General features: G+C 56.0%; 17 protein-coding genes. 10 read left to right on the forward strand and 7 right to left on the reverse strand.

The window, feature by feature from the left end; all coding sequences use genetic code 11:
- The first annotated feature begins 242 nt into the window (after window positions 1-242).
- From EQV93_RS05270 to EQV93_RS05295, 6 genes are all read left to right on the forward strand, one after another.
- Window positions 243-467 carry a hypothetical protein gene (locus EQV93_RS05270; protein ID WP_146427549.1) on the forward strand — a complete coding sequence of 75 codons (225 nt, stop codon included), beginning with the start codon at window positions 243-245 and terminating at the stop codon, window positions 465-467.
- Window positions 457-1200 carry a DUF4123 domain-containing protein gene (locus tag EQV93_RS05275; RefSeq protein WP_240891018.1) on the forward strand — a complete coding sequence of 248 codons (744 nt, stop codon included), beginning with the start codon at window positions 457-459 and terminating at the stop codon, window positions 1198-1200. Before EQV93_RS05270 ends, EQV93_RS05275 begins: the two co-directional genes overlap by 11 nt.
- Entirely contained in the window at window positions 1197-6083 is a 4887-nt protein-coding gene (locus EQV93_RS05280; RefSeq protein ID WP_240891019.1) for an RHS repeat-associated core domain-containing protein, read from the forward strand. The genes EQV93_RS05275 and EQV93_RS05280 overlap by 4 nt, the downstream gene beginning before the upstream one ends.
- A complete protein-coding gene (locus EQV93_RS05285) occupies window positions 6080-6400 on the forward strand; it encodes a hypothetical protein (protein WP_240891021.1) in 321 nt (106 codons plus the stop codon). The genes EQV93_RS05280 and EQV93_RS05285 overlap by 4 nt, the downstream gene beginning before the upstream one ends.
- 629 nt (window positions 6401-7029) lie before the next feature.
- Window positions 7030-7488, forward strand: coding sequence for a hypothetical protein (locus EQV93_RS05290; RefSeq protein WP_240891022.1), 459 nt, complete (start codon window positions 7030-7032; stop codon window positions 7486-7488).
- A gap of 294 nt (window positions 7489-7782) precedes the next feature.
- Window positions 7783-8169 (forward strand): hypothetical protein, encoded by a 387-nt coding sequence (locus EQV93_RS05295; protein WP_240891023.1) that lies wholly within the window; start codon window positions 7783-7785, stop codon window positions 8167-8169.
- A 308-nt stretch (window positions 8170-8477) separates the two neighbouring features.
- Here the strand turns inward: EQV93_RS05295 and ubiA are convergent, their stop codons facing one another.
- Window positions 8478-9368, reverse strand: coding sequence for a 4-hydroxybenzoate octaprenyltransferase (ubiA, locus tag EQV93_RS05300; RefSeq protein ID WP_146424937.1), 891 nt, complete (start codon window positions 9366-9368; stop codon window positions 8478-8480).
- Window positions 9368-9922 carry a chorismate--pyruvate lyase family protein gene (locus EQV93_RS05305; protein WP_240891024.1) on the reverse strand — a complete coding sequence of 185 codons (555 nt, stop codon included), beginning with the start codon at window positions 9920-9922 and terminating at the stop codon, window positions 9368-9370. The genes ubiA and EQV93_RS05305 overlap by 1 nt, the downstream gene beginning before the upstream one ends.
- A gap of 210 nt (window positions 9923-10132) precedes the next feature.
- Between EQV93_RS05305 and EQV93_RS05310 the strand changes: the two genes are divergently transcribed.
- The 4 genes from EQV93_RS05310 to EQV93_RS05325 all read left to right on the forward strand — a co-directional run bounded on the left by EQV93_RS05310 (window position 10133) and on the right by EQV93_RS05325 (window position 12538).
- On the forward strand, window positions 10133-10300 hold the full coding sequence (locus EQV93_RS05310) for a rubredoxin (protein ID WP_003437744.1): 168 nt from the start codon (window positions 10133-10135) through the stop codon (window positions 10298-10300).
- A 39-nt stretch (window positions 10301-10339) separates the two neighbouring features.
- Window positions 10340-11488 carry an FAD-dependent oxidoreductase gene (locus EQV93_RS05315; RefSeq protein WP_240891025.1) on the forward strand — a complete coding sequence of 383 codons (1149 nt, stop codon included), beginning with the start codon at window positions 10340-10342 and terminating at the stop codon, window positions 11486-11488.
- Window positions 11489-11678: 190 nt separating this feature from the next.
- Complete coding sequence (locus tag EQV93_RS05320; RefSeq protein WP_122785536.1) at window positions 11679-11954, forward strand: HU family DNA-binding protein; 276 nt, start codon at window positions 11679-11681, stop codon at window positions 11952-11954.
- Window positions 11955-12157: 203 nt separating this feature from the next.
- Window positions 12158-12538 carry a helicase gene (locus tag EQV93_RS05325; protein WP_122785535.1) on the forward strand — a complete coding sequence of 127 codons (381 nt, stop codon included), beginning with the start codon at window positions 12158-12160 and terminating at the stop codon, window positions 12536-12538.
- A 53-nt stretch (window positions 12539-12591) separates the two neighbouring features.
- On the opposite strand, the gene EQV93_RS05330 is transcribed toward EQV93_RS05325, so the two are convergent.
- The 5 genes from EQV93_RS05330 to def form a co-directional block, all read right to left on the reverse strand.
- On the reverse strand, window positions 12592-12906 hold the full coding sequence (locus tag EQV93_RS05330) for a tetratricopeptide repeat protein (protein ID WP_240891027.1): 315 nt from the start codon (window positions 12904-12906) through the stop codon (window positions 12592-12594).
- Between the two features lie 10 nt (window positions 12907-12916).
- Window positions 12917-14293 (reverse strand): Trk system potassium transporter TrkA, encoded by a 1377-nt coding sequence (gene trkA / locus EQV93_RS05335; protein WP_122785533.1) that lies wholly within the window; start codon window positions 14291-14293, stop codon window positions 12917-12919.
- 15 nt (window positions 14294-14308) lie between these two features.
- Complete coding sequence (rsmB, locus tag EQV93_RS05340) at window positions 14309-15619, reverse strand: 16S rRNA (cytosine(967)-C(5))-methyltransferase RsmB (protein WP_240891029.1); 1311 nt, start codon at window positions 15617-15619, stop codon at window positions 14309-14311.
- The gene (gene fmt / locus EQV93_RS05345) at window positions 15616-16566 is read right to left on the reverse strand and encodes a methionyl-tRNA formyltransferase (protein WP_240891030.1); all 951 of its coding nucleotides are present in this window, start codon (window positions 16564-16566) and stop codon (window positions 15616-15618) included. Before fmt ends, rsmB begins: the two co-directional genes overlap by 4 nt.
- A gap of 228 nt (window positions 16567-16794) precedes the next feature.
- Window positions 16795-17301, reverse strand: a complete 507-nt coding sequence (gene def / locus EQV93_RS05350; RefSeq protein ID WP_122785530.1) for a peptide deformylase — start codon at window positions 17299-17301, stop codon at window positions 16795-16797.
- Window positions 17302-17543 lie beyond the last annotated feature (242 nt).

Consider the following 17543-nt stretch of genomic DNA (forward strand, 5'->3'; position numbering starts at 1 on the left):
GAGTGCAACACGGCTATTAAATTACATGCCGCGAATCAGGCGCGATCCCAGACATTCGTATAGTTGAATATGTCGCTGGAGGCCGTCATCAAAATTATTTCTCCTACTCAACAATCAAACAAAACCCTAGCGCGATAAGACCCATCCTACATACAGCACCAACACAGCCTTTGCACACTTGCGCACTGATTAGGCCCTGACGTTTTGTTACATCAGGGCGACCGCAGCGTAAGGAATCGAGGATGTCACCCTCACAGCCCCCGTTTCGTTTCAACCTGACCATTGATGGCGAACAGCTCATCAGTACGCCCTACCTCTCTTATTGGCTACGGGTCAGTGACCGATTAGATCTGGATCTGGTGGCGCTGCTGCCCCAACCCGCCTTGCTGACCCCCAACCCAATCAACAGCCCCAAACGCCACGCACCTTTGTGCGAAGAGTGCGAAGGAAGTGTGTGTGACATCTGACCCCCTCGACCCACAGCAATGGCTGACCAAAAACCCGCTGCGTCCCGGTGAAAGCCTGTACGCGGTGATCAGCTCAACCAGTGATGCCGACCCGCTCGCGGCCTACCGCAAACGGTGCGGGGTCGAGCCAGCGATAGCGCTGTGGGCCAACACGCCCTACGCCGATTGGCTGCCTGTCATGCCTTATTTACTGAGCCTGACGCCTGACAGCGGGTTTCTACAGTGGGTAGCTGAAACCGACGCTGACGATTGGGGCTGGCTGGCCGTGTCTACCGCTGCCCCAGAACTGATCACTGAGCATTTACGCGGCCTGACTCAAGTCTTGATGCCTGCCGGCGAGGCCGTGTTTTTTCGGTTCTGGGACGGCCGCCACTGGCTGCCGATTCTTCAGCACCTGAGCACTGCGGCGACTGACGTTCTACCGGTGTTTGACCGCTATTGGATCAACGGCCAGCCCGTGGCAGTAGGCCAGGGTGCGGCGCGCCCGGCTCAATCATTTCCCTGGTGGGAGGTTCCCCAAAACCTGCTCAACACCCTCGCCGACAAGGACCTCACTAACGTGATCAACAATTTGATGCTGTGGCTGAAAGAAACTCGAGCCGAGCTGTATTTCTCCACGCCCGAGTCGGTCTTGCGCCAGAAGGTTGAGCATTTCGTAACGTTTTCGGATGCATCCCAGGACGACGATAACCAGCGATTTATAGCCTACATACAGCAGGAACTCGGTCGATGAGTGCCAACACGCCGACCGGGCACAACAGCATTCTGCCGGATGTGCAGACCATCCTTGTGCAATTCAACGATTGCCTGGTGGGCTATCGCAAACAGACCGAAAAACTCTTTGGCGGCATGCTTGATGTCGAGCAAAAGTTCAGTGCCGGTGATAGCACCATCACCCGTCCTGTTAAGCGCCGTGGCCCGTCCAATAACTACGCCCAGTGTGCGATAGACGGAACCTTGACGCTCGTTCACGCCTTTGAGTCCGCGCATTTTGTACCGATTGGCAACACTCCGGTACGCCTGACTCCGCTGCGTCCTCACCCCCTCAGTGGCAGAAACAAAGGCTTTGAAGAAGCCATCGATGCGCCGGAAATCAACACGTTCATTGATGAAAGCGGCCGCAAGCTGCTGGAGGGCTGCAAACCCAATCAGGAATACCGCGTTACGTTTTTCCCCCAGACGAGCCCGGAGCAGATCGATCGTTTTTTCAATTCCTATCAGGGCTTGCTCAACGAGCTCGGCACTTGGCTAACCACTCAATGGAACACCGAGTATTTACCGTTGTGGCAGAGGTATGAGCAAGCCAGTAGCGCAGGCCGTCTATGGATCAATGCAGAGGCGCTGATCGAGGGCGTTATCAAATCTTTGATGACGTTGTGGGAAAACATCAACAAGCTGCTCCACATCGTGACTCACCCGGAGGAACACCTCAAAAGACTGAGCGCTTTTTTCAGTGCTGATCAACTCGGAAAATTATTAAACGGTACCAAAGAGTCACTCAACCCCCTGTACTTGGTGGCCACTGACGAGCCGCTGTTATGGGCGTATTTCTCAGCGCTTATTGCGTGGCTCAGGTTAATGCCGCCACCCATCCTTAGCGAAATAGTCGGGCTCTTGGCCGGCGAAGCCGGGCTCTTGGCCGGCGAAGCATTCATCAACATTGGCGTCTGCTTGATCCTGACTGGCGGCCTGGGATTGGTAGCAAAAGCTGCGATAACAGCTGCGATAACAGCTGCAGTTGGCGTGAGCAAAGCAGCCAAATCCACGCAGTTGCTGGATGCATTTATCGACATGCTGATGCGCACCAGCAAAGCCCGCTCGACGACCCACACTGAATTCAGCAAACCCATACTCTTACAGGGTGAAGGCGTTTTTAATTCGGCGAAAAAAGGCCTGGTTGAGGTCACTCATCCAGAGAGTGGAGCGGTTACAGAATCCATCGCAGACGCCTCATTAGCCGTTCGCGCAAAACCTCAAAGCTACACCGAAATCGTGCAAGTTCAGCACGTCGACGACGTCCCGGCGCAATCGAAAAACCTCAACGACCAGCCCGCCGAACCGGCTGACAAAACCTGCACCCAAGGCTGCCCGGTCTCGATGGTCACCGGCGAAGAACTGCTGACCCTCACCGACACCGTGCTCGACGGCGTGTTGCCCTTCGAGTGGACACGCCTGTACCGCACCAGCGCCGTCGAAAGCCAAAGCAGCCTGGGTTTCGGTTGGAGCCACAGCCTGAACCATCGCCTGCAAGAAGACGGCGACGAACTGCTCTGGACCGACCACGAAAACCGCCAGACCCGCTTCCCGCGCCCCACAGCACAACGCCCGGCCATCACCAACAGCCTGGCCCGCGCCGCGATCTACCTGGGTGAAAAAGACGGCGAACTGATCCTCGCCCAAGCGGGCACAACCCGCCGTTTCTACCACTTTCAAGACTTCAAACTGATCGCCATCAGCGACGCCTACGGCAACCGCCTGACCATCACCCATCGCGACGGTCGCCTGCACCGCATCGAAGACAAGTTTGAACGCGCCCTGATGCTGCGCTACCACAACAACCGACTGTGCGCCGTCGACTACCAGTACTACGACCACAGCCGCGAATTCATCGAACGCTCCGACGAGCACTACGCCAAACACCGCGTGCGTTTAGAACGCTGGACCACCCTGCACACCCCCGTCTCCTACAGCTACAACGACGCAGGCCAACTGATCGGCGCCACCAACGCCCTGCAAGAAACCGAGCACTACCGCTACGACACCGACCACGTCATCCAGGAGCGGCAACTGGCCGGTGGCGCGACGTTTTACTGGGAGTGGCAACACCGCGGCAAACAAGCGCGCTGCATCCGCCACTGGAACAACTTCGGGCAGATGCACGCCCGCTATGAATGGGACGACGCCGGCACCGTCACCGTCCACCATCAGGACGGCAGCCGACAAATCTACGAACACGACAGCAACGCCCGCCTCGTCAGCCAGACCGACCCGGACGGCGCCACCCATCAAAAAATCTACGACGAACAAGGCCGCCTGATCGCTGAAAAAGACCCCCTCGGCGCGGTGACCGAATACCAGTACAACGAAAGCGGACTCCTCACCGCCCTGATCCCGCCCCAGGACGAACCCACCTACTACAGCTACCTCGACGGCCACGTGCGCAAAATCAGACGCGGCATGGCGCAGTGGTACTACGAGCGCAACGCCCAGGGCGACATCACCCGCCAGACCGACCCCGACGGCCACATCACCCGCTACACCTACAACCCGCAGGGCAAAATCACCCTCATTCAGCACCCCGACGACAGCTACCACAAGCTGGTCTGGAACACCCTCGGCCAACTGACCGGCGAACGACTGCCCGACGGCAACCAGCGCCAATACGCCTACGACGCCCAAGGCCGCAAAACCACCCAGCAGGAACCCGACGGCGCCCTTACCCACTACAAATGGGACGCCGCAGGCCGCCTGAGCCAAATCACCCTTCCCGGCGGCAAAACCCGCGCCTGGAGCTACAACGCCTACGGCAAAGTCACCGCCGAACGCGACGAACGCGGGCACATCACCCGCTACGAATACGCCGACCACCTGCACCTCATCAGCCGCCGCATCAACCCCGACGGCAGCCAGCTCAACTACCGCTACGACAACGCCCGCCTGCTGCTCACCGGCATCGAAAACGAACACAACGAGCACTACCAACTCGACTACCACCCCAACGGCCTGCTGCGACAGGAAATCGGCTTTGACGGCAGCAAAACCGCCTACGCCTACGACCTCAACGGCCACCTGCTGGAAAAAACCGAATACCCCGACACCCTCTCCGGCGACACCCCACCGCTGAAAACCGCCTACCAGCGCGACAGTGCCGGACGCCTGCTGGTCAAAACCCTGCCCGACGGCAGTGAAATCACCTACACCTACGACAGCCTCGGCCGCCTCACCGAAGTCGACGACGGCAAGTGGCCACTCGCCTACGAATACGACCTGCAAGACCGTCTCATTACCGAGCATCAGGGCTGGGCCACCCTGCGCTACCGCTACGACGCCCTCGGCCAACTCAGCCACTGCACACTGCCCGACGGCAACGGCCTTGACTACCTCTACCACCCCGGTGGCGCGCTCAAAGCCATCCACCTCAACGGCCAGCGCCTCACCGGCCACCGCTTTGAACACGGGCGCGAGATCATGCGCCAACAAGGCTCGGTGCTCAGCGAATACCACTACGACGAACAACAGCGCCTCAAGGAACACCGCGTCCACCCCCTCGACCACAACGGCGAAGTCAGCGGCCACTACCACTATCGGCGCAGCTACCAATACGACGCAAACAGCAACCTGAGGTTGCTCACCGACAGCCGCAAAGGCCAAAAAAGCTACGCCTACGATCCGCTTGACCGCCTCACCGAAGTCCTCAGCAACGCCAACAACGTCGAACACTTCGCCCACGACCCGGCGGGCAACCTCCTCGCCCAAAGCTACAACGGTCAGGGCCGCAGCTACGGCAAAATCAAAGGCAACCGCCTGCTCATGCAAGGCGACTGCCACTTCGACTACGACGCCTACGGCAACCTCCTGCGCGAACGACGCGGCGCCGGCCAACGTCTTGTGCGCCACTACCGCTACGACAGCCAACACCGCCTGATCGGCATCACCCTGCCCGACGGCAGCGACGTCGCCTACCGCTACGACGCCTTCGGCCGACGTATCGCCAAAGACATGGACGGCAAAACCACCCAATTTATCTGGCAAGGCGACCGGCTGATCGCCGAAAACATCTACCAAAAAGGTGTTAAGGGCTGGCCGTTGTACCGCAGCTACGTGTACGAACCCGGCACCTTCAAACCGATGGCCCTGCTAAAAGGCCACGGCACCACCAACGAGGTTTATTACTACCAGCTCGACCATTTGGGCACCCCGCAAGAACTCACCGACTCAGGCGGGAAAATCGTCTGGTCGGCGTACTACCGGGCGTACGGCAACATCGTCAAATTCGACATCAACGAAATCAGCAACCCGTTGCGTTTTCAGGGCCAGTATTACGACGAAGAAAGCGGACTACACTACAACCGTCATCGCTACTACAATCCCAACACCGGCCGCTACCTGACCCCCGACCCGATCAAATTGGCGGGTGGACTCAACAGCTACCAGTACGTGCCCAACCCCACGGGGTGGGTGGATCCGTTGGGGTTGAGTTCTTGTCCGGGGGATTTAGGGCGCAAAATCACCGAGCAAAATGGTGAAACGCCGGAACAAAAACTAAATTATATTGGCGAAGACCCAGAAGCGCCTGCGCATAACGAGATCCATTGGACAGCTCACGGATACAAGCATAGCCCGTCAAAAAACATGTCTTGGAAAGCAATTATTGAATCCACTAAAACTGGCCCGGCAAAATACAAGCCAGGAACTGACATAGAAAGCTTAGAAAGAGGGGTTTTTAAGGATGGAAAATCAAGCACCAATGGTAAGCCGTGGAAAGTTAAGGAGTTTGAAAGCGATATCGGTGCCAGCGGTGGCAAAACTAGTAGGTGGATACGTATTGAACTGAGTGCCAAAACCATTCACGGGCATCCGATAACTGAGCAAGAATTCAGGAAGCTTACAAAATGATTGCATTAGACTTTTTAGATGGAAAAATCACCTACGACGAACTTTCAAATATTGACAGTGAAAACTTTAAAAGCGACCTCTTTGTATTAAAAGAAGATATGCTGCAAGTTGAATATGGTAATGACTTGTTAATAGATGCGGGTTGGTATCCTTCTTTCGATATAAATGGACGATTTCAAGTTCGCGTAATCGAAGACCACCATTGGGAGTCACCATTAATTTTGCTCGCCGCGAATACGATCACAGAGCTTCTAAGCAAGCTTCGCGCAGCACAAAACATAGTTAAGAGCAGATTTAATATTGAAGAATCAAAATAATTTCACAGTTAAAAATTTTCCCGTGCGGGAATACTCAAGCCAAATTACACCCTACTAAAACAGTGGCATGTCAACAAATTAATGAATCGCAACAAAGATCAAAGCTGCCAAGTACCGCCATTATTGATAACATAAAAATATGTTTGAATAGCACTAAAAACGCCCATACTTTCTGAAACATATCTTTGATCCTAGCCGCTCCCCCTCGGCTAAATTCATGGGGTGGCTGGATCCGTAGGAGTTGATGAGTGCTTGGGGGGGGATTGTCCGGGTATAAAAGCTCCAGGATAAGTTGCCTATATAGGCGGAAAAACCTGTGTTTATAACTGCATTGTTGATGGCATGGCTCGTTATATTGCAATAGCCTACGATATAGCTAAGCGTGGTCAATCTCACCTCAGACAAAAAGGGATAGTGGTTTCAAAAATCAGAGGGCTGGACAATATATCTCGTGCTGACGCTCGGGCAGTTGAGCAGGCACTGACCACTACCATGGCCTTGGTAAAGATGGCGGCACGCTAATCAATAAAATCAACTCCATAACGTCTATCAAAAACCTGACCAAATATGAACTGGGTTTGATTTGCGGTATTGAGCTACTGAAAAAAGCTGGATATGAAGGATTTTAAATGGCTAAGAAAGTAAAGCTTGGCGACATTTTGCAGGTACTAACCTCGCAAGGCGTTGCATATGCGCAAGTTACTCATAAGCACCAGGAGTTCGGTTTTTTAATTCGCGTTTTTCCCGGATTTCACAATAAGCAACCAAAAGATTTTTCAACGCTAGTTGAGGGTGAGCCACAGTTTTCTGCGTTCCTAGTTGTTCAAAGTGCGGTAAATCAAGGCCTGCTATCCGTCGTGGAAAATATTTCAGTGCCCGATAGGCTAAAAATATTTCCTACATTTCGCTCCAGGAATGGCGGAGCGGGTGGTTCCCTTTGGCTGTGGGATGGTAAAGAGTCTTTTCGACTCGAAAGAGAACTTAGACCTAATGAATTGGAGTATCCGACAGAAGGAATTATCAGTGCGCCATTGCTTGTTGAGCGTATTGAAAATAATTACAGAGCCGAGACTCATGATGTCTGGTGAGTTGTCAACCCGGCGACGGCCCCTAGTAATTTTATAAGTACTTCTACATCTGCTGATGTAGCCATAGATTTCGGAACTGCCTACCGAACAAAACCAGGGCAATTCTATATTCTTAAATTAATACAGGGCCGTAACGTAAATCATGAGCTTGGTACCAAAGTACCGTTGCCAGAAGAAATGGGAATTGCGATCCCCCAATCAAATTCTCAAAGAAGATATATTAGGGGTTACACCAGTCAATGCCGATGGTAGTTACGTTGGTTACTCAATCCCTAATCCTGCAGGAAAGTAAAAGTGGACTTTCGAGAAATCATATTAAAAATAGATAATACATTGGTAAAAGCTGATCTCTCGTATACAACAGATCCACCCTGCATTCATTTGAAAATAAAAAACTCAGATTTCATCTCGACTGGAGACGATCTATACACCTGCTTGGCAAAGCTGCGTGAACAGATGCCGGACATTGACTTCCTTTGTAAAGGATCGAAAATAAATGTTCATCCATCCAGAAGTACAAGACAAATGACTGCCGGGCTCATGGCGTATGAATTAAAAATGGGCGAACAAGCCAGACGTTCAGATTTGGTAAATATTTTTGATTTCGACGACGACAACCTCACAAACTGTCCGAGTAAACAAAATATTTTTTTTAAAGAATGGATTGCATCTTTGAGGTAAAGCACACTCATCATAATAAATTCCAATACCCAATTTTTCTTTCTAACAATGTGGAAGCCTATAAACTTCACCGGCCACTACCTGACCCCCGCCTCGATCAAACTGACGGGCGGACTCAACAACTACCAGTACCTGCCCAACCCCACGGGGTGGGTGGAGACTTTGGGGTTGAATCCGACACGCCCGGGCGGCACCTTACTGGAGGGTGGTTGTTGCACTCATCTTTCGCGGCCGCCTAGTGCACAACGTGAGTGCAGCAGCATCGTGTGGTCAATACCACAGAGCCGCTGCCCCACGGCGCACAGGGGTTACCCCAGCGCGTAATTGAGTACGATGCCGATAAAGATCGCCAATCCCGCCCAATGGTTGTGCAAGAAGGCTTTAAAGCACCGTTGGGGATCGCGGTCTCGCGTGTACCAGAATTCCCACACAAAGCAGGCCGCTGCGGCCAATAAGCCCAGATGAAACCAGCCGCCCAACTCAAAGTGCGAGCCCGCCAACAGCAGGCAAACCAATGCCAAACATTGCAGTGTGAGGATGATGACGCGGTCTGCATCGCCAAACAGGATGGCAGTGGATTTAACCCCGACTTTCAGGTCGTCTTCGCGGTCGGTCATGGCGTAGTAAGTGTCATACCCCACCGTCCACAGCAAGTTGGCGATGTAGAGCAGCCACGCTGCCGCCGGCACGCTTCCGGTTTCGGCGGTAAACGCCATCGGCATGCCCCACGAGAATGCTGCGCCCAATACCACTTGCGGGTAGTAGGTGTAGCGCTTCATGAACGGGTAAGTGGCGGCCAATGCCAGCCCGCCAAATGAGAGCAAGATGGTCGGGGTATTGGTGCACAGCACCAGCAGGAAGCTGGCACCCATGAGCAGGGCAAAAAACACCAGCGCTTCTTTGCTGCTGATTTTTCCACTGACCAAAGGTCGTTGTTCGGTGCGTTTGACGTGACCGTCCACCTTGCGATCAGCAAAGTCGTTGATCACACAGCCGCCGGCTCGGGTCAGGATCACACCCAGCACAAAGATCAGCAGGTTGCTCAGCGACGGTACGCCCTTGGCGGCCACCCACAGCGCCCACAGCGTTGGCCACAGCAGCAGGTAGATACCGATGGGTTTATCCATACGGGTCAGTTGAATAAAGTCCCAGGCCCGAGGGTTCAGGCGGTTGAGCGATTTGAGCAGGCGTACGTACATCAGCTGTTCTCCGGCCGGGCACTCAGGATGGCCCACAAGGGGGGTAAGAAGATTTCGGCCACCAGTACGCTTAATGTGTCGCGTACAAAGCGTGAGCGGCGTGCCCAAAGTTGGTCGGCCCGATCAGCCACCGGTAGCCAGTCGCGTGGGTAGTGGCATACCTGCAACGGGCCGCGCTCAAAGGCGTGGTCGCAAAAAAGCAGCTCCCCCAGTGACCGGGTTCCCAGGTCTTCCAGATTTAGCCCGCCCTGCTCCAGGGCGCTGTGTGCCGCGACGCTGCGGGCAAATACCCACGGTTGCTGGTGCCCGCGCAAATACACTTCGCGCACCCAGCCCCGGCTGCCCTCAGGCAGGTCGAGCGCAGTGCACTCGTCCTGGCGCAACGTCTGCCAGCCCTCAAGCAGCGGCAGCACGCTAAAGGCGCCGTCTGAAAGCGCGGTAAGCCGGCGAGTCAATGAGCCCTGGTCGAACAACCAATCGAGTGTTTGTTCATCAGGGGTGGTGTGTAGGTGGCTTTGTTCAAGCCAGACAGGGGAGATCAGTGGAGACGTCATGTGCGACACGGTAGGTCATAATTGGCAGCCATTGAGGCCCGCGAGCTTAGCACGCTGCCTATTGAATGAGCGCTTGAGCGGTTAGTGGCAGCAATCGTGCTTGCATATCACAGTGGTCATCAGTACAAAACGCCCTGAAAATGACGAGCAACGCAGCAGGTTTCGACAAGTCTGTGGCCTCGTGCGGCCTGAACCCTAGGAAATAATTTCATGAAAAAGTGGCAATGCATCGTATGTGGACTGATTTACAACGAAGCCGACGGCTGGCCGGATGACGGCATTGCGCCCGGTACGTTGTGGCAGGACGTTCCTGAAGACTGGCTGTGCCCGGACTGTGGTGTCGGCAAAATGGATTTCGAGATGATCGAAATCAACTGATTGATCCCTTAACAACCTGATTCAACCCTGGAGTATGGAATGAACGCACCTGTCGTGATCGTGGGTACTGGGCTGGCTGGCTATAACCTGGCCCGGGAGTTTCGCAAGCTGGACAGCGAGACCCCGTTATTGCTGATCACGGCAGATGATGGGCGCTCCTATTCCAAGCCCATGCTGTCCACCGGCTTTGGCAAAAATAAAGAGGCTGACGGTCTGAGCATGGCGACGCCGGAGGCCATGGCCGCGCAGCTTAATGCCCAAGTGCGCATCCACACCCGTATCAGCGGTATTGATGCGGGCCACAAACAACTGTGGATTGGCGAAGAGGCGGTGCCTTACCGCGATCTGGTTCTGGCGTGGGGTGCGCAAACCGTACAGGTGCCGGTAGAAGGCGATGCGCAGGACGCCATCTTCCCGATCAACGACCTGGAAGACTATGCGCGTTTTCGCACTGCTGCAGCGGGCAAGCGCCGTGTGCTGATCCTGGGCGCTGGACTGATTGGCTGTGAATTTGCCAATGACCTGATTGCCGGTGGCTTCGAAGTCGATATGGTGGCCCCGTGTGAGCAAGTCATGCCAACCCTGTTGCATCCTGCTGCTGCGGCGGCCGTGCAAGCAGGTCTGAAAAGCCTTGGGGCGCGTTTGCATCTGGGCCCGGTATTGACCCGCCTGCAACGCACCGCCGATGGGCTGCAAGCACATTTGTCAGACGCCAGCGTGATTGCCTGTGATGTGGTGGTCTCTGCGATTGGTTTGCGTCCGCGCATTGATATGGCTGCGGCGGCCGGCCTACAGGTCAATCGCGGTATCGAGGTTGATCGTCATCTCAAAACCTCTCATGCCAATATTTACGCGCTGGGTGATTGCGCCGAAGTGGAAGGCTTGAGCCTGCTCTACGTCATGCCCCTGATGAACGGTGCACGGGCGTTGGCGCAAACACTGGCAGGCAACCCGACAGCGGTGAGCTACGGCGCGATGCCCATTACGGTCAAAACCCCGGTTTGCCCTCTGGTGGTGTCGCCTGTGCCTCGCGGCTACGAAGGGGTGTGGACTGTGGAAGGCCAGGGTGCTGACATTAAAGCCTTGTGCCGCGACGCGGAGGGCAACTTGCTCGGTTATGCGCTGACGGGTGAGGCGGTTCGCGAAAAACTGGCACTCAATAAAGAGCTACCTGCGCTTTTGGCGTAAATACCGCTGTTTATGTCGCTTATGACATTGCCTTGTCTCAACAAAGCCTCGCCAGAGGCTGGCGCAGGATTTGGCCGCGTGCCATTCTCACACCGGTCTGCCGCAGAGTAGAGCCTGCGGCGCCCTGAGCGCGGCTCCATTAGAGAGCAGCACGGACATAACAACAAAAAACCGTCAAAGAGGCTTCATCATGCGTAAACCAGATCTCGCCGCCGCTATCGCTGACAAGGCTGACCTCACTAAAGAGCAAGCCAGCCGCGTACTCAATGCAGTACTCGAAGAAATCACCAATGCCCTGCACCGCAAAGACAGCGTCACGCTGGTCGGCTTCGGTACGTTTATTCAACGTCATCGCGGTGCTCGCACCGGTAAAAACCCGCAAACCGGCGAGCCGGTGAAAATCAAGGCCAGCAACACCGTGGCTTTCAAGCCGGGCAAGTTTCTTAAAGACAGTGTTAACCCATAAGCCTGGCAATTGCCGCGATTGAAGGTGGCTTAAGGAATGGGCGAGCTGGTATGACAGCGCCCATTTTTGACAATGTTTGAGCCGATTGTGCGGCTATAAGTGGCAAAATCTGCTTATTCTGCGTCTAACACTGCAGAAAAGTGGTGTTCTTTGTTCAAATCGCTACACTGCGCCGGCTAGTTATTACTTCCCGAGGCGCGCACATGAAATTTCGTTTTTTGCTCTGGATGCTGGGCTTGCTGATGGGCAGAGCCAGCCGTAAAAACCCTGCTTTCCAACAGCAACTGGTTGATAAAGACCTGGTTTTCCAGCTGCAAACCCTCGATGGCAAAGTGGCCCGTCACTTCAAAGTCAAAAACCTTCGCATCACCAGCCATTCGGGTCTGTACCCGGAGCCTGCTTTCGCCATTGCCTTCAAAGACGCTGATTATGGCTTTGCCACGATGCAAGCCAAGAACAAGCAATTGGCTTTCATGACCGGCATTCAAGACAAGTCGATTCAGATTAAAGGCAACCCGGCGTTGGTCATCTGGTTTCAGGGCTTGACCAAGTACCTTAAGCCGCGCAAAAAGCCCAAGGCGTGATATCGAATGGTGGAGGGTGGTCAGGCTTTGGCGCCCACTCTCACCCTGCACATTCAGGTTTTTGGCTTATCGAGCTTCTTCAAGAACACGGCCATTTCTTTTTCTGCCTGCTTATCGCCGTGGGCCTGCGCTGCCGCTATTCCCTGCTGCCACACCGTGCGTGCGGCGTCCCTGTTTCCCGCCGCCAATTGCGCCTTGCCCAATAACTTCCACGCTGCGGAATATTTGGGGTCAAACGTGACGCAAGCCTGCAAATGCTCAACGGCTTTGAGGTTATCCCCAAGGTCGAGATAGCCCTTGCCCAGGCCAAAGCGCAGTAACGCGTTATCCACACCCTTGGCCAGCATCTTTTCCAGTGATTCCAGCACGCCAATCTCCTTAGAAGAAACTCAACCCAACGTGGAACAGCTTTTCGACGTCGCGAATATGCTTTTTATCCACAAGGAACAAGATTACATGATCGCCTGCATTGACCACGGTAGCGTCGTGGGCAATCAGCACTTCTTCGTCGCGAATGATCGCGCCAATGATTGTGCCCGGGGGCAAGTGAATCTCACCAATACGACGGCCAATCACCTTGCTCGATTTCGAGTCGCCGTGGGCAATGGCTTCGATGGCCTCGGCTGCGCCCCGACGCAATGAGTGAACGCTGACAATATCACCACGGCGTACGTGGGCCAGCAGCGTGCCGATAGTGGCCAGCTGCGGGCTGATGGCGATATCGATCTCGCCGCCCTGAATCAAGTCCACGTAGGCGGGGTTGTTGATGATGGTCATCACCTTTTTCGCGCCCAGACGCTTGGCTAGCAGCGACGACATAATGTTGGCTTCGTCATCGTTGGTCAGGGCCAGAAACAGGTCGGCATCGGCAATGTTTTCTTCGAGCATCAAATCGCGGTCCGAGGCGCTGCCTTGCAACACCACGGTGCTGTCGAGCGTGTCGGACAAGTAGCGACAACGCGCAGGGTTCATCTCGATGATCTTGACCTGATAGCGGCTTTCAATGGCTTCGGCCAGCCGTTCGCCAATCTGCCCGCCGCCCGCAATCACGATCCGCTTGTAGCTTTCATCCAGGCGGCGCATTTCACTCATCACCGCGCGGATATTGGCTTTGGCAGCGATGAAAAACACTTCGTCATCCGCCTCGATCACGGTATCGCCACGGGGTGTAATCGGACGATCACGGCGGAAAATGGCGGCAACCCGCGTGTCGACATTGGGCATGTGTTCGCGCAACTGGCGTAGCTGCTGACCAATCAGCGGCCCACCGTAGTAGGCCTTGACCGCCACCAATTGGGCTTTGCCGTCGGCAAAGTCGATCACCTGCAAGGCGCCGGGGTGCTCAATCAGGCGTTTGATGTAGTTGGTCACCACTTGTTCGGGGCTGATCAACACGTCCACTGGAATGGCGTCGTTGTCGAACAGCTCTTCACCGCGGGTCAAGTAGGCCGACTCACGTACGCGCGCGATTTTGGTAGGGGTGTGAAACAACGAGTACGCCACTTGGCACGCGACCATGTTGGTCTCGTCGCTGTTGGTCACCGCCACCAGCATGTCAGCGTCATCGGCGCCCGCCTGACGCAGCACATTGGGCAACGAAGCGCGGCCTTGCACCGTACGAATATCGAGCCGGTCGCCGAGGTCGCGCAGGCGTTCGCCATCGGTATCGACCACGGTGATGTCGTTTGCTTCGCTGGCCAAATGTTCGGCCAGTGTGCCGCCGACCTGACCTGCGCCGAGAATGATGATTTTCATGCCGTCAGTCCCTGTTTAGCCGCGAACGGCAGCGATCTTGATCAACTTGGCGTAATAAAACCCGTCGTGTCCGCCTTCTTGAGCCAGCAATTGACGGCCATGCGGCTGCTTGATGCCGAACGAACCGGCAATATCCAGCTCCCGCGCACCGGGGGTTCGGGCCAAAAAGGCTTCGATCACTTCGGTGTTTTCGGTCGGCAACGTCGAACAGGTGGCATACAGCAAGATGCCACCGACCTCCAGCGTAGGCCACATTGCGTCAAGCAACTCGCCTTGCAAGGCGGCGAGGGCGGCAATGTCGTCGGGCTGGCGCGTCAGCTTGATGTCGGGGTGGCGACGGATCACGCCGGTTGCCGAGCAAGGGGCGTCCAGCAAAATGCGCTGGAACGGTTTGCCGTCCCACCATGTGGCGGTGTCGCGGCCATCAGCGGCAATCAACTCGGCACTCAGGCCCAGACGCTCAAGGTTTTCGCGAACCCGCACCAGACGCTTGGCTTCCAGATCCACTGCGACCACGCCGGCCAATTGCGGCTCGACTTCGAGAATGTGGCAGGTCTTGCCTCCGGGTGCACAGCAGGCGTCAAGCACGCGCTGGCCGGGAGCCAGATCCAGCAGGTCAGCCGCCAATTGCGCGGCCTCGTCCTGGACGCTGATCCAGCCTTCGGCAAAGCCCGGCAAGGTGCGCACATCGCACGCTTCGGCCAGCACGATGCCGTCCTGGCTGAAGGTGCAAGGCTGGGCTTCGATACCCGCATCGATCAGCAGTTGCAGATAGGCATCACGGCTGTGATGACGACGATTGACCCGCAAAATCATCGGTGGATGCGCGTTATTGGCCGCGCAAATGGCTTCCCACTGCTGTGGCCAGAAGGCTTTCAGCGATTTTTGCAGCCAGCGCGGGTGCGCGGTACGCACCACTGGGTCGTGTTCCAGTTCGGCGAGCAAGGCTTCGCTCTCGCGCTGTGCATTGCGCAAGACGGCATTGAGCAGGCCTTTGGCCCACGGTTTTTTCAGTTTGTCTGCGCAGCCGACGGTTTCGCCGATGGCTGCGTGGGCCGGAATGCGCGTGTAGAGCAGTTGGTACAAGCCCACCAGCAACAGCGCTTCTACGTCTGCATCGGCGGCTTTGAACGGCTTTTGCAGCAGTTTGTTGGCCAGCGCCGACAGGCGTGGCTGCCAGCGGGCTGTACCGAAGGCCAGATCCTGAGTCAGGCCGCGGTCACGCACCTCGACCTTATCCAGTTGTAACGGCAGCGAACTGTTGAGCGATGCCTTGCCATTCAGGACGGCGGTCAGGGCTTTGGCAGCAGCCAGACGCGGGTTCATTGGGCGGCACCCAGTACTGTACCGACGGCGAATTTCTCACGACGGCTGTTGAAAAAATCGCTGAACGCCAGCGCCTTGCCGCCGGGCAATTGCAGGCGTGTCAGGCACAGCGCGCCTTCGCCACATCCCACAATCAGGCCGTCCTTGCTGGCGGCGAGAATCTGCCCCGGTTCGCCTTGAGCGTCAGCCAGAGTGGCGGCCAACACTTTCAGGGCTTCACCGTTGAGTGTGCTGTGGCAGATGGGCCAAGGATTGAAGGCGCGAATCACTCGCTCCAGCTCCACTGCCGGGCGGGCCCAGTCAATTCGAGCTTCGTCTTTGTTGAGTTTATGGGCGTAGGTCGCCAGGCTGTCGTCCTGCGCTTCACCTTGCAACGTGCCGGCTGCCAGACCGGCAATCGCTTCGATCACTGCTGGCGGCCCGAGATTGGCCAAACGGTCGTGCAAGCTGCCGCCCGTATCGTCGGCGCTGATCGGGGTCACGGACTTGAGCAGCATGGGGCCGGTGTCCAGACCCGCCTCCATGCGCATGACGGTCACACCGCTCTCGCTGTCGCCTGCCTCGATGGCGCGCTGGATCGGCGCCGCACCGCGCCAGCGTGGCAGCAACGAAGCATGGCTGTTGATGCAGCCCAGGCGCGGAATATCGAGCACAACTTGGGGCAGGATCAGGCCGTACGCCACCACCACCAGCAAATCGGGCTTCAAGGCCGCGAGTTCGGCTTGGGCTTCGGGGGCACGCAGCGTGGGCGGTTGCAGGACAGGGATGTGATGCTCAAGGGCCAACTGCTTGACCGGGCTTGGCATCAGCTTTTGCCCGCGCCCTGCCGGACGATCCGGTTGGGTGTAGACCGCGACAATCTCGTAAGGGCTGTCTAGCAGGGCCTTGAGGTGTTCAGCGGCGAATTCTGGGGTGCCAGCAAAGACGATGCGCAATGGCTCAGTCATGAATTACTCACTTGGAATGGGGGGGAGCGCTGGAGTAATCCTTCGAAATACCTGTAGCCGATGACGAGGTACGAAGGCTGCGAACGGCTGCATAGCAGTTGCAAAACCCGGCGATAGAGTACATCAGGCATATCCGTAGAGCGTGGATGAAGGCCGCTTCGCGCCCGATCGCAGCCTTCGTGCCTCGACAGCGGCTACAGGAGCCGCGTCAATAGTTGGGTGTTGGGATCAAGCGTTCTGGCGGTGCAGTTTTTCCAGCTTCTTCTTGATCCGGTCACGCTTGAGGTTAGACAGATAATCCACAAACAGCTTGCCGTTGAGGTGGTCGCATTCGTGCTGAATGCACACGGCCAACAGGCCTTCGGCAATCATTTCAAAGGGCTTGCCGTCACGGTCCAGCGCGTTGATTTTGACGCGTTGCGGTCGATCGACGTTTTCATAGAAACCCGGAACAGACAGGCAGCCTTCCTGATACTGATCCGTCTCGTCGGTCAGGGCCTCGAACTCAGGGTTGATAAACACCAGAGGTTCGCTGCGGTCTTCGCTCAGGTCCATGACCACGATGCGTTTATGCACGTTGACTTGCGTGGCGGCCAGACCAATACCCGGCGCCTCGTACATGGTTTCAAACATGTCATCGATCAACTGGCGCACTTCGTCGTCCACAACCGCCACGGGCTTGGCGATGGTGCGCAGTCGCGAGTCTGGGAATTCGAGGATGTTTAAAATAGCCATAAGTTTGATTGATGCACTGTGTGAAAGATTCAAAAACGGTTGTCAGGTGGTCCTGAGGACTTCGGGCAACCTGTGCAAAACGTCCCCTTCAGAAGACAGCCCGCTCGGGCTCTAGCGTTTCACGCGAACGCACATAATAAAGGGATTCCCCGGCGGATGAAACGACTAGCTGCCGGACTGCATCGGGCATGAGCTCAGCGCGGTCTGTCGCAGTTTGAAACCAACGCGCGATGGTTGCCTGA

Source organism: Pseudomonas sp. TMW22091 (genome assembly GCF_022496705.1).
Lineage (GTDB): Bacteria > Pseudomonadota > Gammaproteobacteria > Pseudomonadales > Pseudomonadaceae > Aquipseudomonas > Aquipseudomonas saxonica.